Genomic DNA, 24,509 nt, shown 5'->3' with positions numbered 1-24,509 from the left:
TGCGCGGGATAACGACCCGATGGCACTTACCTCTTCAGACATATCAAGCGCGGCACAGCGCCTGCATCACGCCGAGAAGACCCGGACGCAGATCCGGCAACTGTCGCTGGATCATCCCGGCATTACCATCGACGATTCTTATGCGATCCAGAAAGCCTGGATTGCAATCAAGACCGGTGAAGGCCGCATCGTGCGCGGCCACAAGATCGGCCTCACCTCCAAGGCGATGCAGAGCGCGCTGAATATCGACGAGCCGGATTCCGGCGTGCTGCTCGACGACATGTTCTTCGCCGATGGCGGCATCGTTCCCACCGATCGTTTCATCGCAACCCGCGTCGAAGCCGAACTGGCTTTCGTCATGAAGACACGTCTTTCCGGGCCAGACTGCACGATGTTCGACGTGCTCAATGCCACCGACTTCGTGGTCCCGGCGCTGGAAATTCTCGATACCCGTGTCGAACGCGTCGATGCCGCAACGAAAGCCACGCGCAAAATCTTCGACACTATCGCCGACAATGCCGCCAATGCCGGCATCGTGCTGGGCGGCCGGCCGATGCGGCCGCTGGACACCGATCTGCGCTGGGTCGGTGCCATGTGCCATCGCAATGGCCAGCTCGAAGAGACGGGCCTGGCCGCCGGCGTGCTCAATCATCCCGCCACCAGCGTCGCCTGGCTAGCCAACAAGATCGCGCCGCATGGGCTTGCGCTGGAACCAGGACAAGTCGTTCTCGCCGGCTCGTTCATTCGCCCCATCGAGACCCGCAAAGGCGACACGATCCAGGCGGATTATGGCCCCTGGGGGACCGTGAGCTGCTACTTCGGCTGAACAGGGATCACGCACCATGCCGCATTTCACCATCGAATATTCGGCCAATCTCGACGGCGCCGTGGATATCAGCGCGCTGTGCGAAGTGGTGCGCAACGCCGCGGTGCAGACCGGCATCTTCCCGCTCGGCGGCATTCGTGTGCGCGCGATCCGCTGCGAGCATTACGCCATCGCCGACGGCCGCGCCGGTTTGAGCTTTCTCGATATCCTGCTGCGGATCGGCGAAGGCCGCACCCTTGAGGCCCGACAGCAGGCCGGCGAACACATTTTCCAGGCGGTCTCCAGCCATCTCGACAACGTCTTTGCGACCGGCAGATTTGCATTGTCGTTCGACATGCAGATCAATGACAGCGCCACCAGTTGGAAGCGCAATCCCATTCACGACTTGCTGAAAGCCGAGGCCAACAATGGCTAAGTCCCCCGCCGATCCCGCCGCCGTCTTCGCGGCCAATCAGGAACGCGCCGCGCCGCTGCTGAAAAAACTCACGGCCGATGGCATCGGCAATATCATCGATGGCCGGATCGTGCCGTCATCCTCGGGCGAGGTGTTCGAGACGACATCGCCGATCGATGGCACCGTGCTGGCACAGGTCGCGCGCGGCACAGCCGCGGATATCGATCAGGCCGCCAAGGCCGCGCAGCGCGCCTTCAGGGAATGGCGCGACATGGCGCCGACTGCGCGCAAGAAGCTGCTGCACCGCGTCGCCGATGCCATCGAGGACAATGCCGATGACATCGCCGTGCTGGAATGTATCGATACCGGCCAGGCGCATCGCTTCATGGCCAAGGCCGCGATCCGCGGCGCCGAGAATTTCCGCTTCTATGCCGACAAATGCCTGGAGGCACGCGACGGCCTGAACATGCCGGCGGACGAGCACTGGAATGTCTCGACCCGCGTGCCAATCGGCCCGGTCGGCGTCATCACGCCGTGGAACACGCCGTTCATGCTCTCCACCTGGAAGATCGCGCCGGCGCTGGCTGCCGGCTGCACGGTGGTGCACAAGCCGGCCGAATGGTCGCCGGTCACGGCGGATCTCCTCGCAAAGCTCGCCAAGCAGGCTGGCTTGCCCGACGGCGTGCTGAACACCGTGCATGGCTTCGGCGAAGAATCCGGCAAGGCGCTGACCGAACATCCCGCCATCAAGGCCATCGCCTTTGTCGGCGAAAGCGCCACCGGCTCCGCGATCATGGCGCAGGGCGCGCCGACTTTGAAGCGCGTGCATTTCGAACTCGGCGGCAAGAATCCGGTGATCGTATTCGATGATGCCGATCTGGACCGCGCGCTCGATGCCGTGGTGTTCATGATCTACTCGCTGAATGGCGAGCGTTGTACCTCGTCCAGCCGGTTGCTGGTGCAGAGCACGATTGCCGACAAGTTTATCGAGAAACTCGCAGACCGCGTGCGCGCGCTGAAGGTCGGGCACCCGCTCGATCCCAGGACCGAAGTCGGCCCACTGATCCATGAGCGGCATCATGCCAAGGTGTGCAGCTATTTCGACATCGCGCGGCAGGACGGCGCGACGATCGCCGTCGGCGGCAAGCCGCATGACGGCCCTGGCGGCGGATATTACGTGCAGCCGACGCTGGTGACCGGCGCGCACAAGGACATGCGCGTGGCGCAGGAAGAAGTGTTCGGCCCGTTCCTCACGGTAATCCCGTTCGGCAACGAAGCCGAAGCCATCGAAATCGCCAATGCCGTGCAATACGGCCTTACCGGCTATGTCTGGACCAATGATGTGGGCCGTGCACTGCGCGTGGCCGACGCGCTGGAGGCCGGCATGATCTGGCTCAATTCGGAAAATGTCCGCCACCTGCCAACGCCCTTCGGCGGCATGAAGGCCTCCGGCATCGGCCGCGACGGCGGCGACTATTCGTTCGAGTTCTATATGGAAACCAAACACGTCTCGCTGGCGCGCGGGACGCATAAGATACAGAGACTTGGAATTTAACTCGTCGTTCCGGGGCGTGCTCTTGCGCGAACCCGGAACCTCGGAATGAGAGTCTCATGTCGAGATTCCAGGTTCACGTGCGCAAGTGCGCACGCGCCCCGGAATGGCGAGTGAGTTGCGAACAAGAAATTCAGGAAACGCCCAGGACCAGTCCCATGCCCGTGCCGACCCACGTGTTCGATCCGCCCTTCAACATCCTGCGCTCCAGCCACGTCGTGCTGGATGTCGTCGATCTCAAGGCCAGCCGTGCCTTTTACGAGAACGCGGTCGGCCTTCATGTCGAGGACGCCGACAGCGAGACGGTCTATCTGCGCGCTGTGGAAGAACACCAGCATCACTCGCTGGTGCTGCGCAAGGCGCAGACCGCCGCCTGTCATCGGCTCGGCTTCCGCGTCGCCAGCGAGAACGATCTCGACAAGGCCGCCGCCTGGTTCGCCGCCAACGGCATCACCTATTCCTTCGTCGAACGCCCGTTCCAGGGCCGCACGATGCATGTCACCGATCCGTTCGGCTTCCAGATCGAACTCTATGCGACGATGGAGAAGCGCCCGCATCTGCTGCGCCGCTTCGATCTCTACAAAGGCTGCCACCCCCAGCGGCTCGATCATTTCAACGTCTTCGCCGCCGAGGTGCAGGACACCGTCGACTTCTATGCGCGCCTCGGCTTCCGGCTGACCGAATATGGCGAGGAGGACGGCGACAATGGCCGCATCGCCGCCGCCTGGATGCATCGCAAGGGCAATGTGCACGACTTCGCCATCACCAATGGACGGGGACCGCGGCTGCATCATTTCGCTTACTGGGTGCCGACCGCGATGAACATCCTGCATCTCTGCGACGTGATGGCGTCATCCGGCTATCTGAAGAACCTGGAGCGCGGCCCCGGCCGCCACGGCATCTCCAATGCGTTCTTCCTCTATGTGCGCGACCCCGACGGCCATCGCCTTGAGCTCTACACGTCAGACTACCAGACCATGGACACCGACCACGAACCGCTGCGCTGGTCGCTGAAGGACCCGCGCCGCCAGACCCTGTGGGGCGCACCTGCCCCGCGCTCGTGGTTCGAACAAGGCTCGCCGTTCAATGGGCAGACCGTGCGCGAACCGGCCTTCGTGGCGGATGTGACGATTGCGGATTGATGACACCAGAGTGTGAGGACCACGCGCGATGACCCACTGCCGCCTCGCCACATTCACCGTCAACGGCACGCTGAAATACGGCGCCGTCACTGACGACGGGATCGTCGATCTGTCCGCGCGCTATGGCGGCGATTATCCGACTTTGCGCGAGGCGATCGCGCATGGCGCCCTGCACCGACTCGCGGATGCTGCGGCCAATCAGCCTGCGGATTTTGCGATTGACAGCATCACCTGGCAGCCGCCGATCCCCGCCCCGGAAAAGATCATCTGCATCGGCGTCAACTATCCGGACCGCAATGCCGAATACAAGGACGGCCAGGACGCGCCGAAATATCCGTCGATGTTCATGCGCACGCCGCGCTCGTTCGTCGGACATGAGGCGCCGCTGGTGCGACCACGCGTCTCCAGGCAGCTCGACTATGAAGGCGAAGTGGTGCTGGTGATCGGCAAGGCCGGACGACACATCGCCGAGGTCGATGCACTGGACCACATCGCCGCGCTGACGCTCTGCAACGAAGGCACCATCCGCGACTGGGTGCGCCACGCCAAGTTCAACGTCACCCAAGGCAAGAATTTCGAGTCCACCGGCAGCCTCGGGCCGTGGATCGTGCCTTATCACGACGAGAGCCAGATCGCCGACATCCGCCTTACCACCCATGTGAACGGCGAGCTGCGGCAGGACGATCGCACATCGCGGCTGATGTTCGGCTTCCGCTATCTCTTGAGCTATATCTCCACCTTCACGACGCTGGTGCCCGGCGACGTGATCGTCACCGGCACGCCGACCGGCGCCGGCGCGCGCTTCGATCCGCCGCGCTATCTTGTCCCGGGCGATGTGATCGAGATCAAGGCGGACGGCATCGGCACGCTGCGCAATGGCGTCGTCGACGAACACTAACGGATTGGAATACGCATGACTGTTCTCACTGGTGGCGAAGCCATCGTCAGCGGGCTCAAGGCGCACGGCGTCGACACGATCTTCGGCCTGCCCGGCGCGCAGGTCTATGGTCTGTTCGACGCCTTTCATCAAGCGAAGCTGAATGTCATCGGCGCACGCCACGAACAGGCCTGCGGCTATATGGCGTTCGGCTATGCCCGCGCCTCGGGCAAGCCCGGCGTGTTCAGCGTGGTGCCCGGCCCCGGCATTCTCAATGCCAGCGCGGCGATGCTGACCGCCTTCGGCTGCAATGAGCCGGTGATGTGCCTCACCGGTCAGGTACCGAGTGATTACCTTGGCAAGGGCCGCGGCCATCTGCATGAAATGCCCGACCAGCTCGCGACGCTCCGCAGTTTCGTGAAATGGGCTGAGCGCATCGACTATCCCGCGGATGCGCCGACCAAAGTGGCACGCGGATTTCAGGAGATGATGTCCGGCCGCCGTGGCCCCGTCGCGCTGGAAATGCCATGGGACGTGTTCACACAGCGCGCGGAGACCGCCGCAGCCACGACGCTTGAACCGTTCGCCCCGCCCTCGCCCGATCCCGATCGGATCAGGGCCGCAGCCGCGCTGATCAAGGCGAGCAAATCGCCGATGATCTTCGTCGGTGCAGGCGCGATGGATGCGAGCGACGACATCCTTGCACTCGCCGAGATGATCGACGCGCCCGTGGTCGCGTTTCGCTCGGGGCGCGGCATTGTCAGCAATGCGCATGAGCTCGGTCTCACCATGGCCGCCGCCTATAATCTGTGGCCGCAGACCGATCTCATGATCGGCATCGGCTCGCGCATGGAACTGCCGACCACGTTCCGCTGGCCGTTCCGGCCGGAGGGCATCAAGTCCATCCGCATCGATATCGATCCCGTCGAATTCCGACGGCTCGCGGTTGATGCGCCGATCGTTGCCGATGCGACAGAAGGAACGCGCGCGCTGGTCGCCGCCGTAAGCAAGGCCGGATACACGAAGACATCCGGCCGCCGCGAAACCATCCGTGCCGCCTCGGCGAAAGCGCAGAAGGACATCCAGGCGATCCAGCCGCAGATGGCCTATCTCGACATCCTGCGCGACGTGCTGCCGGGCAACGCCATCGTCACCGACGAGCTGTCGCAGGTCGGCTTCACCTCATGGTTCGGCTTTCCGGTCTATCAGCCGCGCACTTTCATCACCTCGGGCTATCAGGGCACGCTCGGCTCCGGCTTCCCCACCGCGCTCGGCGCCAAGGTCGCGCAGCCGGACCGGCCGGTGGTGGCCATCACCGGCGATGGCGGTTTCATGTTCGCGGTGCAGGAACTGGCGACGGCCGTGCAGTTCAAGATCGGCGTGGTGACGCTCGTGTTCAACAACAATGCCTATGGCAATGTCCGCCGCGACCAGTTGCAGGTGTTCGACGGCCGCGTGGTCGCCGCCGATCTGGTCAATCCGGATTTCGTCAAGCTCGCGGAATCCTTCGGCGTCGGCGCAGCACGGGTAACGTCACCGGCGGAGTTTCGTCCGGCGCTGGAGAAGGCGCTGGCGGACGGTGGGCCGTATCTGATCGCGGTAGATGTGCCGAGGGACTCGGAAGTGAGCCCGTGGGCATTCATTCATCCGAAGAAGCCGTAGCCAGCCCCACGCTGTCATTCCGGGGCGCGCCCTTGCGCGAACCCGGAATCCCAGAGTGCTCATCACCTCTATCGTCCGACTCGCGGCGAAGCGGCTTTCATTTCGAGGTTCCGGGTTCGCGCAAGAGCGCGCCCCGGAACGACGAGTTTGTGATGTTGCTACTGCTTCACCGGCGGATCCAGCAGCGTACATCCGCCATCCGCGATCGGCCGCATGATGTCTTCAGCCTTCACCTTGCCCTTGATGGTGAGCAGGTCCCACTCGCCCTTGACCTCCGACGGCTTCTTCACTTCTGCCAGCAGCATGTCGTTCATCAGCCGGCCGTCCTCGCGCAGGCGGGCACCCGGCGCGAAGAAATCATCCACCGGCATCGCCTTCATCTGACGCATCACCTTCAACCCGTCATTCTCGTTGGCGGCTTCGGCGGCGCGCAGATAATGCTTCACGGCGCTATAGACGCCGGCCTGCGCATGGGTCGGCATCTTGCCGTGCTTGGCCATGAAGCGCTTTCCGAATTCGCGGCTCTTGTCGTCATTGTCCCAGTAATAGCCCTCGAGATACTGCACGCCCTGCGTGGCTTCCGAGCCAAGCGCCTTCACCGAGGTGAGATAGAAGATCAGCACGGCCAGCTTCTGCTTGCCCTCGCCGATCTGGAATTCACGCGCCTGCTTGATGTTGGTGACGGTGTCGCCCGAGGCATTGGCGAGCGCGATCACCTTGGCGCCGGAGGACTGCGCCTGCAGCAGGAAGGAGGAGAAATCCATCGTGCCGACCGGATGTTTCACCGCGCCGAGGACCTTGCCGCCGGCAGCTTCCACCACTTTCGAGACTTCCGCCTGCATGGCGATGCCGAACGCGTAATCCGCCGTGATGAAATACCAGGTATCGCCGCCCTGCTTGACCACGGCCTTGGCGATGCCCTGCGCCAGCGAATAGGTGTCGTACAGCCACATCGCCGCTGTCGGCGCGCATTGCTTGCCGAACACGTCAGCGGTGGCGGAGCCGACATGGACCAGCACCTTGCCGCGCTCGCGCGCCATGTTCTGCACTGCCAGCGAGATCGCCGAATTGCCGATGTCGAAGATCGCATCGACGCCCTGCTGATCGTAAAGATCGCGCGCCAGCGACACGCCGATATCGGTCTTGTTCTGATGATCGGGGCCGAGCAGTTTCACCGGCAGGCCGCGCACCTTGCCGCCGACATCGTCGATCGCAAGCTGCGCCGCGACCACGCTGCCGGTGCCGCCGGCGTCCGAGAACACCGAACTCTTGTCGTTCAGCACGGCGATGGTGAGAGGTTTGGTGATGGGTTCGGCAAGCGCCGAACCGTTCAGGCAAGCAACAGCAACGGCAGCCAATATGCCCATTCGGGTCATTGTCGTTTCCTCGTTCTGGTTTTTATTGAGGAAAGCGTAATGGCGGTCGAATGCCTTGGCCAGCGAAATTTAATCGATCGATTAAATCGAATTCCGACGCGCGGAAAGCATCAGACGACTGGTATCGATGCGCTCCGCTGCCACCGAACCGCAGCAAGTGCCAGTAGTCCAGCACCGGCCACAGCCCAGCATGCGATGGGCGCCCAGTGCAGCAGCGGCGCATAGTCTGGCAGCTTCTGCAATCCGCCGGCGACCGCGGCCATGCGTGCGAAGGTTGCGAGCGCGAGCGCCGAGAAGACGAGACCGATGACCTTGCCCTCCGCGCCGGTCTCGCCGATCGCCATGGCCGCCGACACCGCGCTCATCATCATGCAGCCCCATGCCGCGCCCGCGATGAATTGCGCCGCGATCAGCATGTTGAGATTCACAGCGAACTCGGCACCGATCACCGCACACGCGCCGAGCAATCCGGCTGCCCCGATCACGACGATGCCGCCCTGACGCTTGACCACGGCGCTGGCCGGAAACATCGCAATGTTGAAGCCGATCCAGAATATCGGCATCAGCCATTCCAGATCAGCGGGCTTGGCGAAACGCAGGAACATCGGCGCGCTGTTGATGCTGAAATGCAATTGGAAGCCAAGCGCGAGAATGACCATGGCAGCAACAAAGAGCTGCGGTATGCGGCCAAGCGCCTTGCCTTGCGCCGGCGAAGCCTTTGCCTCACGGGCGCTGACCTGCACGAGGCCACGCTCGACGCGCGACAGCGCCAGCGTCACGATCAGCAAGACCACGCCGGCAACTACGAAAGGTAGCCGCGGATCGACGCCGCGCAATGTCGCACCGAGATAGGGCGCGAGCGCACCGGCGACGCCATAGCCGAGCATGGCCAGCGCGGCGAGAAACGGCCGCGACGGGCGCGCGGCATATTTGCCGAGCAATGTCAGCGGCGGCGCGCGCAAGGCGGAGGATGTCGCCGACCAGATCACAATCAATGCGATCAGCGCGACTTGCGCCTTCGGTCCCTGCCCGGCAACGAAAGGGAGCGCGACGAAGGCTACACAGGACACCGCGGTCAGGATGCCGACAATGAGACCGAGCCGCCCGACCACGCGCGCGATCCTGTCGGCGACCAGACCCATCGCCGTATCGGTGACGGCGAAGATCGCCTGATCGAGCATCAGGATGAAGATGACGACGGTCGGCGCAATGCCGACATCGGCGGCGAGCTTCGGCAGATAGATCACATAGGTGACCCAGCCCAGCGTGAAGACCAGTTGCAGAACGGCGAGCCAGACGCCCGCAGCATTGCTGGCGGCGGCCTGTGTGCCGGTTCGTTCCTGCTCGCTCATGGTCCCCTCGCGCCGCCCGACCATAGAATGGTCGCGGCAGCCAAGGAAAGCGTTCAATAGGTCTCGTTCAGCAGGTCTTGCGGAAGGTCAGATTGATCCGCTGACCGCCCATGACCGGATGTTCGCCGTCCGGCAGCGGCGCAACGCCGTGATAGGCCAGCCGCGACGGGCCGCCCCAGACCACGACATCACCATGGGTCAGACGATAGCGCTTCTGCGGCACGCTGCGGGTGAGACCACCGAACAGGAATGTCGCCGGCAAACCGAGCGAGACCGAGACGATGGGCGCGCGCAGATCCAGCTCGTCCTTGTCCTGGTGCAGCGAGAGTTTGGCACCGGGCTTGTAGCGATTGATCAGGCAGGCATCCGGCACGAAGGCCTCGAAGCCGGCACGAACCGCCGCACGCGAGGCGAGATCGCGAAACGGCGCCGGCATCTCGGGCCATGGCTTGCCGCTGTCGGGATCGATGGGATCATAGCGATAGCCCCGGGGATCCGAGACCCAGCCGACACGGCCGCAATTCGTCATGGCGACCGACATGGTGTGACCGCCCGGCGTGACCAGATGGCGGAACGGCGCCGCTTTCACGATAAGGCGCAGCGCCGCGATCACATCCGGCTGTTCGGCCGCGAAGAAGTCGCGCAGCAGAACGGCTCCCTCGGCGAGTTCTTCGCACGCAGGCTGGTCGTCCCTGATATCGGCGAACAGGTCGGTCATCGCGGTTGTTCAGTCGTCCCGTCACTTCGCATCGTGAAAGATCACCCCGAGCGTATGGCGCCGCCCGGATTTCACCCGGCTGACGCCGTGGCGCAGATTGACGCGATAACTGCCGCGCGTGCCGGCAACCGGCCGGTGATGCACGGCGAACACCACGGCATCCCCCTGCCGCAAGCCTACCACTTCGGCGCGCGACTGCATGCGCGGCCGCTGCTCCGTCAACACGAATTCTCCGCCGGTGAAATCCTCCGATGGCTCCGACAGCAGGATCGCGACCTGCAGCGGAAACACGTGCTCGCCATAGAGATCCTGATGCAGGCAGTTGTAGTCACCGGCTTCATATTGCAGCAGCAGCGGCGTGGGCCGGGTCTGGCCGGCATCTTGACAGCGCTTGAGGAACGCGGCGTGGTCGGCGGGGAATCGCACGTCGATCCCCATCGCCTCGTTCCAGCGATTGGCAATCCCGCTCAATGGTCCGTAGAGCGCCGGACGCAGGCCGGCGATCGGATCGGGCAGCGGATAATTGAAATATTTGTATTCGCCGCGGCCGAAGCCGTGGCGGCCCATGACGATGCGGCTGCGGAAACGGGAATCGTCGGGATAGAGCGATGCGAGGTGACGACACTCATCGACGGTGAGCAATTTCTCGAACACCGCGCAACCCTGGGCGTCGAGTTCAGCGCCGATGCGCTGCCAGTCGATCACATCGACGCGCGCCTGCGGCGTGGCGTCATTGTTTTCTGGGCGCTTCTTCGCGAGTGAAACCATCTCATCGCCTCCGTCATCCGGCCGCGATCAGCATGTCATGGCCTGTTGGCCATTTTGGGGAGATGGGCGAGCGAAGCCACCCGATTTCTGGAGGACAAGGCCGCGTCGCCCCAAGCTGTCATTCCGGGGCGCGAGCGCCCACTTGGCGATCGCGAACCCGGAATCCCAGCATGAGATTCTCAGGAAGACGAACACTGCGGGATTCCGGGTTCGCGTGCAGCTAGCGCTGCCCGCGCCCCGGAATGACGCGTGTAGGATTCGACGAGTGCTTGGCCTCAGCCCACCACCGGCAATGTCTTCACATCATAGCCATGGCTGATCTTGCGCTTCAGCACGGGGTCTTCGATCTCGTAATCGAAACGCTCCGCCGGGCGAATGCCGCCCTTGGCGGCGAAGGTGCCACCGAACATGGCGGTACCGTCAGGCAGCTTGTCGCTGTCGAAGCCCTTCTTGATCAGCTCGGCGACCGGCAGCATGCCGCTCAGCAGGCCCTCCTGATACAGCACCTTCTCGCCCTTGATGGTGGCCCAGGAGCGCAGGATGATCTGGTCCCAGTGCGGAAGCAGTTCGGAGAGCTCCCACACCACCGGCGCAATCGGCTTGTCGCACATCTGCTTCGACACGGTGATGTTGTAGGTCTCGACCTTGCGGTCGGTGTGGTCCGAGCCAACGCCGACATAGGTCTTGCCGCCTGACGCAAACAGGCAGAATTCGACTTCGCCCGATGAATTCTCGTCGGTGCATTCGATCATGCCATCGGTGGTGAAGCGGCGCGCCGAGCAGCGGTAGTAGATCGGCGTCGATGCCGGCGGCGCGATGCCGAGCGCTTCGAGTTCCTTGATGTGATGATCGCGCGCGACGGGATCGCGGCCGGTCCAGCCGGCGATGACGCCCTGGGTGATCTTGAGCGTCAGCGGCGTCTTGGTGCCTTTTGCGTCCAGCGTGAACGCGATCTCGGTGGTCATGCGTGTATCCTTAGGTTTCAGAAATTAACCGCGAACGGTGGTTTCAATGCCCGCGGCGAGTTCGAAGATGCGGCGGTCAGAGCCGCCGGCGGCTGCCAGCATCAGGCCGACTGGCGCTTCGTCCGGGGCCGAGATCGGCAGCGAGATGGCGCAGCCGTCGATCATGTTGATCAGCGTGCAGTTGCGCAGCGCCATCAGGTTCTGCTTCGAGAACACCTTGTCGTCTTCCATGTCGGCGATCGACGGCGGCGTAATCGCGCAGGTCGGCAGCACCAACGCGTCGTAGGGCGCGATGCGCTTTTCGGTGCGCGCGATCAGCGAACGGCGCATCGGCAGCAGGTCGAGATAGTCGGCCGCATTCTGGGTTTCGCCGCGCTGGATGCGCAGCGCGACGCGCGGATCGTAGACATCGCCCTTGCTGGCGAGCAGATAGCGATGCCAGGCATAGGATTCAGCAGCGGTGAATCCGCCCTTGGTGCTCATCGGCCCGATGTCGTTGAATTCAGGCACCTCGATGCGCTCGATGATCGCGCCCTTGTCAGCGAGCTTCTTCAGCGCGCGCTCGAAGGCGGCTGCGACGACGGGATCGAGATCGTCCATCGCCAGCGTGGTCGGCACCGCAAGGCGCATGCCCTTGATCGGGCGCGGGGTGAGTTCGAATTCAGGCTCGCCGGCGAGCACCGCATCCATCGCCGCGCAGCAGGCAACCGAGCGAGCGAGTGGACCGATACTGTCGAGGGTGAAGGACAGCGGCACCGCGCCGTCCAGCGGCACGCGACGCTGGGTCGGCTTGTAGCCGACGATGCCGTTGAAGGCTGCGGGGATGCGGCAGGAACCGCCGGTGTCGGTGCCCAGCGCTGCATGCGCCATGCCGTCGAGCACGGAAACGCCAGCGCCCGAGGACGAACCGCCGGGAACATGACCGACTTCGCGCTTCCACGCGCCTTTCGGCGTGCCGTAATGCGGATTGGTGCCGATACCTGAATAGGCGAATTCGACCATGTTGGTGCGGCCGATCACCACGAAGCCGGCGCGGCGCAGACGTGCAACGGTCGGAGCATCGGCATCGGCCGGCGCGGAATCGTCCAGCGCGCGCGAACCGGCGCGGGTCACCTGCCCCTTGATGTCGAACAGGTCCTTGACCGAGATCGGAATGCCGGCGAAACGCGACGGCGCAGCATTGGCCTTGCGCAGCGCATCCATGGCGTCGGCGGCGGCGAGTGCCGCATCCTTGTCGACGTGAATGAAAGTGCGCTCGCCCTCGCCGTTCGGATCGGCGATTTTGGCCAGACAGGCTTCGACCAGTTTGCGGGAGGTGGTGCGGCCGGCAGCGAGATCGGCGGCCAGGCTGGCGAGGGTCGGTGCGGTCTGGTGGAAGTCGTTGCTCATGGTCGCGGCATCCTGTGTGTCATGCCGGACCCGCAAGTGGTCACGGCGCCCGGTCGGTATCGCCGAAAGTATCGTCAATTTCCAGATCGAGCAGCGCGGAGCTGAGCGATTTGCCATGCGCATCGAGCGCCAGCGATCGCGTCACCCCGCCGCCAAGCGCCTGATCCATGACGAAATTCAAGGCCGCCAGATTGGGCAGTTCGTAGCGGACCACCTCGCCCGCGACGATGCCCGCAAACAGGGCCTTCACGCGCGCGGCGGTCACCTGCGATACTATCAACGGATATAGCTTTGCGTCAAAGGCAATTACCGAGATGTTGGAAATGTTGCCTTTATCGCCGGTGCGGGAATGGGCGATCTCGCGCAGCTTCACGTCATGCTCCCTGAACCATCCTTACCAACCTACCCTGTCAGGTTGCAGCGGAACAAGCCTCGCACGTATTTCAACCTGAATTCCACGTCGTCCCGCAGTGAGCAGATACGGCCATGCAGCACGCGCGCTGGACCGCCCCCAGTGGAATGTGGAATGTCCATCCAGAGGACAACGAACGGGGCCAAATCCCCGTCCAAGGGAGAGAACACGAGACATGGCTGAATCAGCCCGCGCGCGGCCAAAACCGACACCGGAAACCCAGCATTATTGGGACGGCGCAAAAGCCGGCGAATTGCGCCTGCAGCGCTGCGACGATTGCAGCAATGTTTATTTTCCGCCGCGGCCATTCTGTCCCGGCTGCGCCTCGCGCAAGGTGTCGGTGTTCAAGGCCTCGGGCAAGGGTTTCCTCTACAGCTACGTCATCAATCACCGCCCTGCCGCGCCGGGCTTCACGCCACCTTATGCAATTGCCGTGGTCGAACTTGAAGAAGGCCCACGGCTGATGAGCAACATTATCGATTGCCCGCAGACGCCGGAAGCGCTCGAACTCGACATGAAGCTCGAGATCGCCTTCGAGAAGCTCGACGACACCATCACCCTCCCCGTATTCCGTCCGGCGAAGGGCTGAGATCATGCGCAGAAACGCAGTCGCCGTTGTCGGCGCAGCCGAGACCACCGAGCTCGGCGTTATCCCGAACATGTCGCAGATCCAGCTTCACGCGGATGCGGCGCTCAACGCCATCAAGGATGCCGGGCTGAAGCTGTCCGACATCGACGGCATCGCCACTGCTGTCGAGACACCGCAGCAGATCGCGCATTATCTCGGAATCACGCCGACCTGGGTCGATGGCACATCCGTCGGCGGCTGCTCCTTCATGCTGCATGTTCGCCACGCGGCTGCGGCGATCGAAGCAGGTCTCTGCAAGACCGTGCTGATCACCCATGCCGAGAGCGGCAAGTCGATGATCGGCAAATTGCCGCGTTCGATGCCGGCGGACTCGCTGCAGGGCCAGTTCGAGGCGCCCTATGGCGTCTACGGTCCGCCCAGCATGTTCCCGATCCCGGTGCTGCGCTACATGAAGACGCATGGCATCACCCATGAGCAGATCGCGTCGGTGGCCGTGTTCCAGCGCGAATGGGCGGCGAAGAATCCGCGCGCGATGATGAAGGCGCCGATCACGGTCGAGGACGTGCTGAACTCGAAGATGATCGCCTATCCGTTCCGTATCCTGCAATGCTGCCTCGTCACCGACGGCGGCGGCGCGCTGATCCTGACATCGGCAGATCGCGCCAAGGACTTCCCGAACAAACCGGTCTATATTCTCGGCACCGGCGAGAGCGTGGAAACACCGATGGTCAGCCAGATGAAGACGTTCGACACGTCGCGCGCGTTCACGGTGGCAGGCCCGACCGCGTTCCGCGAGGCCGGCATCGCGCACAAGGACGTCGATCACCTGATGATCTACGATGCCTTCGCGCATCTGCCGCTCTATGGCCTCGGCGATCTCGGCTTCATGCCGCATGAGGAAACCGGCAAGTTCATCGCCGACGGCAACACCCGCCCCGGCGGCAAGCTACCGATGAACACCAATGGTGGCGGCCTCAGCTATATGCATTCCGGAATGTACGGCATGTATGCTTTGCAGGAGAGCGTGCGACAAATGCGCGGCATCGCGCCGGCGCAGGTTCAGGGCGCAAAGATCTCCGTGTGTCATGGCGTCGGCGGCATGTTCGCTGCGTCGGGCACGGTGATCTTTACGAACGAAGCCTAACTCGTCATTCCGGGGCGCGAACGCCACTTGGCGGTCGCGAACCCGGAATCTCGACCTGGGAGTCTCCGACAGTGCCAAGCCATTTCGGGATTCCGGGTTCGCCCGCGGCTGACGCCGCGTTCGCCCCGGAATGACGAGCTAGCCAATCAAGAACAACCACCACCAAAAGGAACCACCACATGGCATCTACTAAATCACTCGACGGCAAGGTCATTGTCGTCACCGGCGCGGGTCGCGGCATCGGCCGTGGCATTGCGCTGCTCTGCGCCGCTGAAGGCGCCAAGGTCGTCGTCAACGATCCCGGCGTCGGCACCGACGGTTCGGGCGGCGACGGCGCAGCACCGGCCGAACAGGTCGTCGAGGAAATCACGAAGGCCGGCGGCACCGCCGTTGCCAACTTCGAGTCGGTTGCCGAAGCGATCCCGGCCAGCAAGATCATCAAGCAGGCCGTGGACACCTACGGCAAGATCGACGGCGTGGTGAACAACGCCGGCATCCTGCGCGACGCGATCTTCCACAAGATGTCGATCGACGCCTTCGAGATGGTGATCAAGGTCCATCTGATGGGCTCGTTCTACACCTCGCACGCCGCCGCGCGTTACTTCCGCGAGCAGAACTCCGGCTCGTTCGTGCACTTCACCTCGACCTCGGGCCTGATCGGCAATTTCGGCCAGGCGAACTATTCGGCTGCCAAGCTCGGCATTGTCGGCCTGTCGAAGTCGATCGCGCTCGACATGGGCCGCTTCGGCGTCAATTCGAACTGCGTCTCGCCCTTCGCCTGGAGCCGCATGATCGGTAGCATCCCGACCGAGACCGAAGCCGAGAAGGCCCGCGTCGAGCGCATGCAGCGCATGGGTCCGGAAAAGATCGCACCGCTGGTGGCACATCTACTCTCCGACGACGCCAAGGAAATTTCCGGACAGATCTTTGCCGCCCGCATGAACGAGATCTTCCTGATGGGCCAGTCGCGCCCGCTGCGCTCGATCCACCGGGCCGAAGGCTGGACCCCGCAGACCCTCGCCGAACACGGCATGCCGGCGCTGAAGTCGTCGTTCTACAAGCTCGACCGCTCGGCTGACATTTTCAGCTGGGATCCGGTGTAAGCGTCCAGATGCAGCTCGCGGGATTCCTTCCCGTGAGCTGCATTTCTACAACCAGACATTTAAAAAGAAACAATGTTGCTCAAATAGTCATGCATATCGGTCTTATCTGACCTGATATCGCGCAAATTTCGTCATAAAGAATTCAAACGCCGCCCAAGGTCGGCTATGCACCCGTAAACAACGGGTTTGACGTCACGCATCTGCGGACGAAACCGCATTTGCTGGACGAACATCATGACAGATCACGCGGGCGCGATGCCCTCCGCGGCCATGCCGCATTCCAAGCCGCTGAATTCCCCCGCCCGCGTTTTGCTGGCGAGCCTGATCGGCACCACGATCGAATTCTTCGACTTCTACGTCTATGCCACCGCCGCGGTGCTGGTGTTTCCAAAACTGTTCTTCCCGGCCGGCAACGACACCGCCGCGCTGCTGGCGTCTTTCGCGGTGTTCTCGATCGCATTCTTTGCGCGCCCGTTCGGTGCCGTCGTGTTCGGCCATTTCGGCGATCGCGTCGGCCGCAAGACCACGCTGGTCGCAGCATTGCTCACCATGGGCGTCTCCACCGTCCTGATCGGTCTGCTGCCGACGCATGCGCAGATCGGCCTCGCAGCGCCGCTTCTGCTGGTGCTGTGTCGCTTCGGCCAGGGCTTCGGCCTCGGCGGTGAATGGGGCGGCGCAGTGCTGCTCGCCACCGAGAACGCGCCGGAAGGCAAGCGCAACTGGTACGCCATGTTCCCGCAGCTCGGCGCGCCGCTCGGCCTGTTCCTGTCGTCGGGCACGTTCTTCATCCTGCTGCATTTCGTCTCGCCGGAAACGTTCCTGAGCTGGGCGTGGCGCGTGCCGTTCCTCGCCTCCATCGTGCTGATCGCCATCGGCCTGTGGGTACGCCTGTCGATCACCGAGACGCCGGAATTCCAGAAGGCGATCGAGAAGGCCGAGCGCGTCGCCGTCCCCAGCATGGAGCTGCTGCGCAAGCACAAGCGCAGCCTCGTGCTCGGCACGCTGGTCGGTCTGATGACCTTCGTGTTCTTCTATGTCTGCACAGCCTATCTTCTGTCCTACAATGTCGGGATCGCGAAGATGTCGCTGCTCGATGCGCTCAAGGTGCAGATCGCCGGCGCCGTCGCCTTCGGCACCACCAACATCCTGGCCGGCCTGCTCGCCGACAAGATCGGTCGCCGCACGCTGCTGATCGCGAATTGCCTGATGGTGATTGTGTTCTCGTTCTTCCTGGCGCCGCTGCTGTCAGGCGGCGTGGCGGGGATCTATGCCTTCGCGCTGATCGGTCTGGCGATCTTCGGCATCAATTACGGCCTGATCGGCGCCGCACTCGCGGCACCGTTCCCGACCACCGTGCGCTATACCGGCGCGTCGATGACGTTCAATCTGGCAAGCATCTTCGGTGCCTCGCTGGCGCCCTATATCGCCACCTGGCTGCAGGCGAATTACGGTCTGGCTTACATCGGCTACTACGTGCTCGCGGCCGCGGTAATCACGCTCATCGCGATCTTCGCGTCGGACAGACACGAGGTCTGATTTCGCCTGCCGGCGAATGTCAAAGGGGCAGCGGTGACGCTGCCCCTTTTTGTTTGTCAGTTCGACGCCTGCTGCCGCTTGAGTTCATTGCGGGCAGCGTCGCGCTCGAATTCGCCATCGCCCCGGCACACCTCGGCTGCCTGTTTCAGATAGGGCAGCGCTTCCTGCGGCTTGCGCTTCACCATCAGATACTGACCGAGATAGAACGACACGCCGCAAGGGCCGAAGTCGTCGTCGAGCGGCATGTTCTTCATTTTGGCGAGCATCTCGTCGCGGGTCATCTGGCCGAGATAGACCGCCACCATCGGCCACGGCCAGCCCTTCCGATCGAGCGTATCGGTATTGCGCTTCAACTCGCCCATATCGTAGTCGCCGCTGCGCGCCCGCGCGATGTAGCGCAGCAGTTTGGCGAGATCATATTCCGGCGACTTCTCCACCACGTTGCCTAAATCGACAGCCGCCTCGGCAAAGTGCCCGACGATGAAATGCGAGTGAGCACGCCGGTTGCGAATGCTGTCATCGTCCGGCGTCAGTTTCAGCGCCGCATCATAGTTCGGGATGGAGGCGGCGTAGTCTCCCTTCCGAGCAAACCCAATGCCGCGATCGGCCAGGGCATGGGCGTTATCAGGCCTCAGCTCGATCGACTTGGTATAGTCCGCGATCGCCCCGTCATTGTCGCCGCGCTGCAGCTTGATCTCGGCACGGCCGGCATAGGCCATGTCCTGATTGGGTGACAGCCGCAACGCGGCGTCATAGTCGGGCAGCGCCTTGCCGAACTCTTTACGCGCCAGATATACATTGCCGCGAAATGTCATTGCCAGCGCATATTTCGGATCGAGGCGGATCGCAGTTGAGAAATCGGCGATGGCGCCCTCCATATCCCCACTGCTTCCGCGCGTCAGGCCGCGGCCGCTATAAAGCAGCGCCATCTCCGGCCTGAGGCGGATCGCCTCATCGTGATCCTTGAGTGCGCGTCTGGTATCCCCCTTCAAATCAAATTCAGCGCCGCGCGAGGCATAGGCCAGTGCATAGTTTGGATCGAGGGCGATGGCCCTGTCATAGTCAGCGATAGCAAGGTCATGACTTTTCAGTCGCTCGTAGACTTTCGCACGCATGGAATAACCCTGTGCGCTGTCGGGCTTCATCGCGATAAATGCCGAGAAATCCGCAAGTGCACGATCCAGATCGCCAAGATGGATCTGCGCCGCCCCGCGATAACTCATGGCTTCCGCGCGTTCCGCAGTCGTGGCTGCGGGATTGTCTATGATCTCCGTGCAGCCCGCGATCATGCGCTGATTAACCGGCGGTCGACATGCATTGTCGGCCTGCGCTGACAATGACGTGACGAACAGCACGGCTGCAGAAGCGACTGCAACACATATGTGACAGCGAAACGATGACATGGGAACCGCGCATCAAATGAGGGCTTTGGTCTTGGTCGCGCGGAACTATCAAAACGTTCACTGCGCTGCGATGCGCGCTTGTGCACCGCCATGACCGCGCGGCAGCATCGAATTGTGTAGCATCCCCGTCGCAACGGTATTTAAACTCCCGGCAACGGCTGGAGAAAACCAGAAAAGCCGGGAGGACGACGATGCCAACTCAGCTCGACGCGAACGACGCAGCTCAACCCGCCGCAATATCCAACTCACTCAGTCGCAGAAATATTCTAGGCAGCGCCGCTGCACTGGCTACGACCACCCTGATCGCACCCGACGCCCTCGCGCGCAACTTCGGCCGCGGCGCCGAGCCGCAGCGCTATCCCGATCCCGATATCGTCGCCATCGATCCCAAGCGATTCCAGGCGAAAGTCGGCAACACCGTCATCAAGCGGCTCTATACGGGCTGCCTGTGGGCGGAGGGACCGGCGTGGAATGCGCAGGGTCAGTATCTGATCTGGAGCGATATCCCTGCCAATCGCCAGTTGCGTTATCTCGACGATGACGGCCACATCTCCGAGCGCTTCCGCTATCCATCCGAGGAGAGCAACGGGAATTCGTTCGACACCGAGGGCCGCCAGCTCAGCGCGCAGCGCACGCGCCTCGTCCGCTTCGAGCACAATGGCAGCGTCACGACGCTCGCCGAACAGGCAAACGGCAAGCCGCTGAACGGGCCGAACGACATGGTGGTCAATCCAATCGACAAAGCGATCTGGTTCACCGATCCCGGCTACGGCGCCATTAATCTCTATGAAGGACAACGTGCGGCGGCGGGCGTCACCCAGCCGCACCAGAAGGAAGCGGTGTATCGCATCGATCCCGCAAACGGCCAGATCAGCAAGGTCGCCGACGATCCGTTCAAGCCCAATGGTCTGGCGTTCAGTCCGGACTACAAGAAACTCTATGTCTGCGACACCGGCATCACGCATTATCCGAATGCCAAGAACGTGGTGTGGCAATATGACGTCGACGGCGGCAAGCTCTCGAATGGCAAGCCGCTGATCGACATGACGCTGCACGGCAAGTCCGGCTTCCCCGACGGCGTGCGTGTCGATACCGAAGGCAATATCTGGGTTGGCGCCGGCTGGGTCGGCGAAGGTTATGACGGCGTGCAGATCTTCGCACCGGACGGCCAGCGCATCGGCCAGATCAGGCTGCCGGAGACCTGCGCGAACGTGTGTTTCGGCGGCAAGAAGCGCAACCGGCTGTTCATGACCGCGAGCCAGTCATTGTATGCGGTCTATGTGGAAACGCAGGGCGCGCATTTTTGTTGAGAGGCGCTTTCCCTCCCTCAAGCGGCGAAGCCGCGCAGTGGGGAGGGTGGCTGGCCGAAGGCCAGACGGGTGGGGTGCCTCCCAAGCGACGGTGCTTGCGGAGGCACCCCACCCGTCTCGACCGCTACGCGGTCGATCCACCCTCCCCACTGCGCACAGCTTCGCTGTGCTTGAGGGAGGGATGCCCTACCCGCTGTTCCGCAGCCCGGCCGAGATCCCGTTGATCGTCAGCTGAATCCCGCGCAGCACCTGCTCGTCCGGATTATTCGCGCGATGTTCTTTTAGCAGCTCGACCTGCACATGATTGAGTGGATCGAGATATGGAAAGCGATTGCGGATCGAGCGGTCGAGCAGCGGATTGCCCTGCAGCAACCGCTCCTGCTCCATGATGTCGAGCAGCGTCTCGATGGCGAGATGCCATTCGCGGCGGATGCGGCCGAAGATGGTCTCGCGCAGCTTCTCGTCAGCGACAAGCTCAGCATAGCGCGAGGCGATGGCGATGGAGCTCTTGGCCAGCACCATGTCCATGTTCGACAGCAGCGTGCGGAAGAACGGCCATTCGCGGTGCATCTCCTGCAGGAACGCCATGCCCTTGTCGGGATGGTTGGCGAGCCAGGCCTCAATGGCGCTGCCGAAACCGTACCAGCCCGGCAGCATCAACCGGCACTGCGCCCAACTGAACACCCACGGAATCGCGCGCAGGTCCTCAATGGCGCGGGTCTTCTTGCGCGACGCCGGACGGCTGCCGATGTTCAGCGTCGAGATCTCGTTGATGACGGTGGATTCCCAGAAGTAGTCGACGAAGCCCTCGGTCTCATAGACGAGACCGCGATAGGCCTTGAAAGCCAGTTCGGAAATCTCCTCCATGGCTTCGAGATATTCACGGCGCGGCGCGCTGTGCTTTGGTGCCAGCAGACTCGCCTCCAGGGTCGCGGCGGCGAGGATTTCCAGATTGTTGCGGCCGACCTCGGCGTTGGAATATTTGCTGGAGATGATCTCGCCCTGCTCGGTGATACGGATCTGGCCGTCCACCGCGCCGCCGGGCTGCGCCAAAATCGCCTCGTGGCTCGGGCCGCCGCCGCGGCCCACGGAACCACCGCGGCCATGGAATAGCCTGAGCCGGATGTGATGGCGTTCGAACACCTCGATCAGGTCGATCTCGGCCTTGTACAATTCCCAGCCCGAGGTGACGAAACCGCCGTCCTTGTTGCTGTCGGAATAGCCGAGCATGACTTCCTGCACCGCGCCGCGGCTGTCCACCAGCTTGCGGTAATCATGCAGCGAGAACATCCGGTCCATGATCCCGGCGGAAGCCTGCAGGTCCTCGATGGTTTCGAACAGCGGCACGATATTGATGGCGCTGCGGCCGGAGCAATCGACGAGCCCGACTTCCTTCAGCAGCACCGCGACTTCGAGCATGTCGGAGACGCCCTTGCACATCGAGATGATGCATTGGGGGATCGCCGCTGCGCCGAATTTCGCATGGACCTGCGCCGCCATACGAAATAGCGCGAGTTCCCCCAGCGTTTCCTCGCTGTATTTGACGAACAGCGAGCCGAGCGGCCGCGCGTTCTTCAATTCATTCGTCAGCAGCGCGATGCGCGCCTCCTCGCCGAGCGCGAGATATGATGTACCCGGCATCGCCGCATCGATCAGTTCAGCGACGGTGCGCTCATGCACGGCCGAGTTCTGCCGGATGTCGAGGCTGGCGAGATAGAAGCCGAAACAATCCACCGCGCGGCGCAGTTGCCGCAGCCGGCCGCGGGCGATGACAGCGGAATTGTCAGCGATCAGCGAGCGATCGAGCACATCGAGATCGGCCTTGAATTCAGTTGCCGATGCATAAGGCGGCGCGGCGCCCACGGCGGCGCGGCGGTTCGGCAGATCGAGTGCATGTGCCGTCGCCGCCATCCGCGCATAGACGCCGGAGATCGCCAGACGATAAGGCTCACCGGCACGATGCGGCGATGGATCGGGCGAGCGCTCGGCTAATGCGCGCAGTTCATCGGAGACATCGGCGAGATGTGCCGCCATTGAAAGTTCCGCGCCCAGCGCGTGAAGCTCGTCGAGATAGAAGCTGAAGGCGCGCCTGCTCTGCAGCATGATAGTGCCGCGCATGACATCCGCGGTGACGAAGGGATTGCCGTCGCGGTCGCCGCCGATCCAGCTGCCCATGCGCAAGAACGAGCCGAGCTCGGCCCCGCCGCCCTGCGCGCTCAGGCTGTCTTCCAGCGTGCAATGCAGCCGCGGCACCTCGCGCAAGAACGTGTAGTCGTAGAACGACAACCCGTTGGTGACCTCGTCGAGCACAGTCAGCTTGCTCCGGCGCAGCAGATTGGTCTGCCACAGCGTCACCACCGCGCGGCGCAACTGCTCCTCGGAGGCTTCTATCTCTTCCGCGGTAAGCTGCATGCGCTCGCGCCGGTCGAGCAATGCCGCGATTTCCATTTCGCGGTCGATGGTGCTCTTGCGACGCACTTCCGTGGGATGCGCGGTCAGCACCGGCGAGATCAGCGCCTGTCCGAAGAACTTGCTGAGCAGCGCCGCATCGATGCCGGCCTCGCGCGCGCGCTTCACCGCATGGGCCAGCGTGCCCGATGCATCGGCTGCATTCGCGCGCTGCGCCCGCATCCGGCGGATGTTGTTCTGGTCCTCGGCGATGTTGGCGAGATGGGAGAAATAGCTGTAGGCGCGAACGATGCGCACGGTCTCGGCGATCGACATGCCGTCGAGAATGGCTTCGAGCTCGCGCCGCGCCAGCTTGTCCTCGTCGCGGTGAAAGCGGACCGAGGTCTGCCGAATGTTCTCGACCAGGGCGAATACCGCCTCGCCTTCCTGATCCCGCACGGTGTCGCCAAGGATACGACCGAGCAGCCGGATATCCTCGCGCAGCCGGGCGTCGGCCTCCTGGGCCGCAATGTCGTCGCCGCGGGGAATTGCGGGTTCTTCGGTGGACAGAGGCAGGGACACAAGGACGCTCCAGGAAGTTGCCGGCGCCCCATTTGGTCGCAAGTCATGCTGCGACGCAAGATCAAGTTGCAGCGCGCAGCACCTGTCCCGGAACTCAGCTTCGTGGCTTTACCTTATCCAAGATCCGATCCGCCTCGGTGCGCCAGTCGGCGCTACGCGCGAAACCCGCCTCGCCTTTCGTGCCGAACAGCCCGCCATCGGCGAGATCAGCGATCCAGCTCTGTCGCTCGGCCGTGCCTTCGGCCGACCATGGTGTCAGGCCGATCTCGCGCACGGTCTCGGCGACTTCGCGGACTTCCTCGCTGCGGCGGCGGCCGTGCTCGATGACGCGTTGGAAGAAATAGGCACCCTGCTTCTCCCAGTCGATGCTCGGAAACGTCTCGACCAGCGAGGCGATCACCGCATCCTCGACGCCATAGGCACGTGCGGTGGTGAAGCTCTCGATCACCATGGCCTCGAGGCCCTTGATCATGATGCTGCGGCACATCTTGGTGGCGGAGGCGACGCCGAGCCTGTCGCTGGCGACTTGCGCATCGAAGCCGATGGCGTTGAGCAGTGGCGCAAGATCGCGCGCGCCGGTACCGCCGAGCAGCAGCGGCACCTTGATACGGTATGGCGGGATCGAGGTCATGACCGCGCCCTCGACATAGCGGCCACCTGCGCCGTCGATCAGCGCGGCCGCACGTTGTTTCGCGCCGGGAGATGCGGAGTTGAAATCGAGAAACCACGCCTGCGGTTTCAGACCGGGCACGCAGGCCTGCGCCGCCGGGACCGTCTGGCTCGCGGTGACAGCGCAGATGATGAAGTCGGCGCGTGAGGCGAGATCGGCATGCGAGGATGCGAGCGTGACACCATGGGTTTCCGCATGGTCGCGCAACGGCGCGGCATCTGCGCCGTCGAGTTTGAGATCATAGGCGCTGACTGACATATCCTGCTTGCGCAGGTCTTCGGCGAGAATGCGTCCGACTTCGCCATAGCCGATCAGGCCGACGTGCCACTGGTTCGAACGTTCAGTCATATT

21 protein-coding genes are annotated in these 24,509 nt (G+C 63.2%); 11 read left to right on the top strand and 10 right to left on the bottom strand.

What is annotated here, in order from left to right; all coding sequences use genetic code 11:
• The first annotated feature begins 19 nt into the window (after positions 1-19).
• The 6 genes from hpaH to AB8A33_RS07665 all read left to right on the top strand — a co-directional run bounded on the left by hpaH (position 20) and on the right by AB8A33_RS07665 (position 6,453).
• Positions 20-826, top strand: coding sequence for a 2-oxo-hept-4-ene-1,7-dioate hydratase (hpaH, locus tag AB8A33_RS07690; RefSeq protein ID WP_439092212.1), 807 nt, complete (start codon positions 20-22; stop codon positions 824-826).
• Between the two features lie 16 nt (positions 827-842).
• Positions 843-1,241, top strand: coding sequence for a 5-carboxymethyl-2-hydroxymuconate Delta-isomerase (locus tag AB8A33_RS07685; protein ID WP_439092211.1), 399 nt, complete (start codon positions 843-845; stop codon positions 1,239-1,241).
• Positions 1,234-2,775, top strand: a complete 1,542-nt coding sequence (hpaE, locus tag AB8A33_RS07680) for a 5-carboxymethyl-2-hydroxymuconate semialdehyde dehydrogenase (RefSeq protein WP_439092210.1) — start codon at positions 1,234-1,236, stop codon at positions 2,773-2,775. The genes AB8A33_RS07685 and hpaE overlap by 8 nt, the downstream gene beginning before the upstream one ends.
• Before the next feature lie 155 nt (positions 2,776-2,930).
• The gene (hpaD, locus tag AB8A33_RS07675; protein ID WP_439092209.1) at positions 2,931-3,914 is read left to right on the top strand and encodes a 3,4-dihydroxyphenylacetate 2,3-dioxygenase; all 984 of its coding nucleotides are present in this window, start codon (positions 2,931-2,933) and stop codon (positions 3,912-3,914) included.
• A 28-nt stretch (positions 3,915-3,942) separates the two neighbouring features.
• Entirely contained in the window at positions 3,943-4,812 is an 870-nt protein-coding gene (locus tag AB8A33_RS07670; protein WP_439092208.1) for a fumarylacetoacetate hydrolase family protein, read from the top strand.
• A gap of 15 nt (positions 4,813-4,827) precedes the next feature.
• Positions 4,828-6,453, top strand: coding sequence for a thiamine pyrophosphate-dependent enzyme (locus AB8A33_RS07665; RefSeq protein WP_439092207.1), 1,626 nt, complete (start codon positions 4,828-4,830; stop codon positions 6,451-6,453).
• Positions 6,454-6,611: 158 nt separating this feature from the next.
• Here AB8A33_RS07665 and AB8A33_RS07660 read toward each other — a convergent pair whose 3' ends face one another.
• From AB8A33_RS07660 to AB8A33_RS07630, 7 genes are all read right to left on the bottom strand, one after another.
• Positions 6,612-7,829 carry an ABC transporter substrate-binding protein gene (locus tag AB8A33_RS07660; RefSeq protein WP_439092206.1) on the bottom strand — a complete coding sequence of 406 codons (1,218 nt, stop codon included), beginning with the start codon at positions 7,827-7,829 and terminating at the stop codon, positions 6,612-6,614.
• Positions 7,830-7,939: 110 nt separating this feature from the next.
• Positions 7,940-9,181, bottom strand: coding sequence for an MFS transporter (locus tag AB8A33_RS07655; protein WP_439092205.1), 1,242 nt, complete (start codon positions 9,179-9,181; stop codon positions 7,940-7,942).
• A 67-nt stretch (positions 9,182-9,248) separates the two neighbouring features.
• Positions 9,249-9,899: a DNA oxidative demethylase AlkB gene (gene alkB, locus AB8A33_RS07650; RefSeq protein ID WP_439092204.1), complete on the bottom strand. Its 651-nt coding sequence runs from the start codon at positions 9,897-9,899 to the stop codon at positions 9,249-9,251.
• A gap of 21 nt (positions 9,900-9,920) precedes the next feature.
• Positions 9,921-10,667 carry a 2OG-Fe(II) oxygenase gene (locus tag AB8A33_RS07645; RefSeq protein WP_439092203.1) on the bottom strand — a complete coding sequence of 249 codons (747 nt, stop codon included), beginning with the start codon at positions 10,665-10,667 and terminating at the stop codon, positions 9,921-9,923.
• A 275-nt stretch (positions 10,668-10,942) separates the two neighbouring features.
• On the bottom strand, positions 10,943-11,632 hold the full coding sequence (locus tag AB8A33_RS07640) for a DUF2848 domain-containing protein (RefSeq protein ID WP_439092202.1): 690 nt from the start codon (positions 11,630-11,632) through the stop codon (positions 10,943-10,945).
• A 24-nt stretch (positions 11,633-11,656) separates the two neighbouring features.
• Positions 11,657-13,021 carry an amidase gene (locus tag AB8A33_RS07635; RefSeq protein ID WP_439092201.1) on the bottom strand — a complete coding sequence of 455 codons (1,365 nt, stop codon included), beginning with the start codon at positions 13,019-13,021 and terminating at the stop codon, positions 11,657-11,659.
• A 40-nt stretch (positions 13,022-13,061) separates the two neighbouring features.
• Positions 13,062-13,394, bottom strand: coding sequence for an AtuA-related protein (locus tag AB8A33_RS07630; RefSeq protein ID WP_439092200.1), 333 nt, complete (start codon positions 13,392-13,394; stop codon positions 13,062-13,064).
• 214 nt (positions 13,395-13,608) lie between these two features.
• On the opposite strand from AB8A33_RS07630, the gene AB8A33_RS07625 reads away from it, so the two are divergent.
• The 4 genes from AB8A33_RS07625 (at position 13,609) to AB8A33_RS07610 (ending at position 17,805) form a co-directional block, all read left to right on the top strand.
• Positions 13,609-14,022: a Zn-ribbon domain-containing OB-fold protein gene (locus AB8A33_RS07625; protein ID WP_439092199.1), complete on the top strand. Its 414-nt coding sequence runs from the start codon at positions 13,609-13,611 to the stop codon at positions 14,020-14,022.
• A 4-nt stretch (positions 14,023-14,026) separates the two neighbouring features.
• Complete coding sequence (locus AB8A33_RS07620; protein ID WP_439092198.1) at positions 14,027-15,166, top strand: thiolase C-terminal domain-containing protein; 1,140 nt, start codon at positions 14,027-14,029, stop codon at positions 15,164-15,166.
• 179 nt (positions 15,167-15,345) lie between these two features.
• Positions 15,346-16,269, top strand: coding sequence for an SDR family NAD(P)-dependent oxidoreductase (locus tag AB8A33_RS07615; RefSeq protein WP_439092197.1), 924 nt, complete (start codon positions 15,346-15,348; stop codon positions 16,267-16,269).
• A 234-nt stretch (positions 16,270-16,503) separates the two neighbouring features.
• Positions 16,504-17,805 carry an MFS transporter gene (locus tag AB8A33_RS07610; protein ID WP_439092196.1) on the top strand — a complete coding sequence of 434 codons (1,302 nt, stop codon included), beginning with the start codon at positions 16,504-16,506 and terminating at the stop codon, positions 17,803-17,805.
• 56 nt (positions 17,806-17,861) lie between these two features.
• Here the strand turns inward: AB8A33_RS07610 and AB8A33_RS07605 are convergent, their stop codons facing one another.
• Positions 17,862-19,028 carry a tetratricopeptide repeat protein gene (locus tag AB8A33_RS07605; protein ID WP_439092195.1) on the bottom strand — a complete coding sequence of 389 codons (1,167 nt, stop codon included), beginning with the start codon at positions 19,026-19,028 and terminating at the stop codon, positions 17,862-17,864.
• Positions 19,029-19,399: 371 nt separating this feature from the next.
• On the opposite strand from AB8A33_RS07605, the gene AB8A33_RS07600 reads away from it, so the two are divergent.
• Entirely contained in the window at positions 19,400-20,518 is a 1,119-nt protein-coding gene (locus AB8A33_RS07600; RefSeq protein ID WP_439092194.1) for an SMP-30/gluconolactonase/LRE family protein, read from the top strand.
• Positions 20,519-20,704: 186 nt separating this feature from the next.
• Here AB8A33_RS07600 and ppc read toward each other — a convergent pair whose 3' ends face one another.
• Positions 20,705-23,482 (bottom strand): phosphoenolpyruvate carboxylase, encoded by a 2,778-nt coding sequence (gene ppc, locus AB8A33_RS07595; protein ID WP_439095881.1) that lies wholly within the window; start codon positions 23,480-23,482, stop codon positions 20,705-20,707.
• Between the two features lie 100 nt (positions 23,483-23,582).
• Entirely contained in the window at positions 23,583-24,506 is a 924-nt protein-coding gene (locus tag AB8A33_RS07590) for a DUF1932 domain-containing protein (RefSeq protein ID WP_439092193.1), read from the bottom strand.
• Between the last annotated feature and the right edge of the window lie 3 nt (positions 24,507-24,509).

Origin of the sequence: Tardiphaga sp. 813_E8_N1_3, assembly GCF_051811025.1 — a bacterium.
Taxonomy (GTDB): Bacteria; Pseudomonadota; Alphaproteobacteria; order Rhizobiales; family Xanthobacteraceae; genus Tardiphaga.
This window is presented reverse-complemented; position numbering and strand designations above follow the sequence as displayed.

Bases quoted from the DNA above. Each gene is read 5' to 3' on its own strand.
- AB8A33_RS07660 (WP_439092206.1), bottom strand. From the start codon at position 7,829: ATGACCCGAATGGGCATATTGGCTGCCGTTGCTGTTGCTTGCCTGAAC.
- AB8A33_RS07620 (WP_439092198.1), top strand. From the start codon at position 14,027: ATGCGCAGAAACGCAGTCGCCGTTGTCGGCGCAGCCGAGACCACCGAG.
- AB8A33_RS07600 (WP_439092194.1), top strand. From the start codon at position 19,400: ATGCCAACTCAGCTCGACGCGAACGACGCAGCTCAACCCGCCGCAATA.
- AB8A33_RS07615 (WP_439092197.1), top strand. From the start codon at position 15,346: ATGGCATCTACTAAATCACTCGACGGCAAGGTCATTGTCGTCACCGGC.
- AB8A33_RS07635 (WP_439092201.1), bottom strand. From the start codon at position 13,021: ATGAGCAACGACTTCCACCAGACCGCACCGACCCTCGCCAGCCTGGCC.
- AB8A33_RS07670 (WP_439092208.1), top strand. From the start codon at position 3,943: ATGACCCACTGCCGCCTCGCCACATTCACCGTCAACGGCACGCTGAAA.
- alkB (WP_439092204.1), bottom strand. From the start codon at position 9,899: ATGACCGACCTGTTCGCCGATATCAGGGACGACCAGCCTGCGTGCGAA.
- AB8A33_RS07655 (WP_439092205.1), bottom strand. From the start codon at position 9,181: ATGAGCGAGCAGGAACGAACCGGCACACAGGCCGCCGCCAGCAATGCT.
- AB8A33_RS07610 (WP_439092196.1), top strand. From the start codon at position 16,504: ATGACAGATCACGCGGGCGCGATGCCCTCCGCGGCCATGCCGCATTCC.
- hpaD (WP_439092209.1), top strand. From the start codon at position 2,931: ATGCCCGTGCCGACCCACGTGTTCGATCCGCCCTTCAACATCCTGCGC.
- hpaE (WP_439092210.1), top strand. From the start codon at position 1,234: ATGGCTAAGTCCCCCGCCGATCCCGCCGCCGTCTTCGCGGCCAATCAG.
- AB8A33_RS07645 (WP_439092203.1), bottom strand. From the start codon at position 10,667: ATGGTTTCACTCGCGAAGAAGCGCCCAGAAAACAATGACGCCACGCCG.
- AB8A33_RS07625 (WP_439092199.1), top strand. From the start codon at position 13,609: ATGGCTGAATCAGCCCGCGCGCGGCCAAAACCGACACCGGAAACCCAG.
- AB8A33_RS07605 (WP_439092195.1), bottom strand. From the start codon at position 19,028: ATGAGTTATCGCGGGGCGGCGCAGATCCATCTTGGCGATCTGGATCGT.
- hpaH (WP_439092212.1), top strand. From the start codon at position 20: ATGGCACTTACCTCTTCAGACATATCAAGCGCGGCACAGCGCCTGCAT.
- AB8A33_RS07640 (WP_439092202.1), bottom strand. From the start codon at position 11,632: ATGACCACCGAGATCGCGTTCACGCTGGACGCAAAAGGCACCAAGACG.
- AB8A33_RS07665 (WP_439092207.1), top strand. From the start codon at position 4,828: ATGACTGTTCTCACTGGTGGCGAAGCCATCGTCAGCGGGCTCAAGGCG.
- AB8A33_RS07590 (WP_439092193.1), bottom strand. From the start codon at position 24,506: ATGACTGAACGTTCGAACCAGTGGCACGTCGGCCTGATCGGCTATGGC.
- AB8A33_RS07685 (WP_439092211.1), top strand. From the start codon at position 843: ATGCCGCATTTCACCATCGAATATTCGGCCAATCTCGACGGCGCCGTG.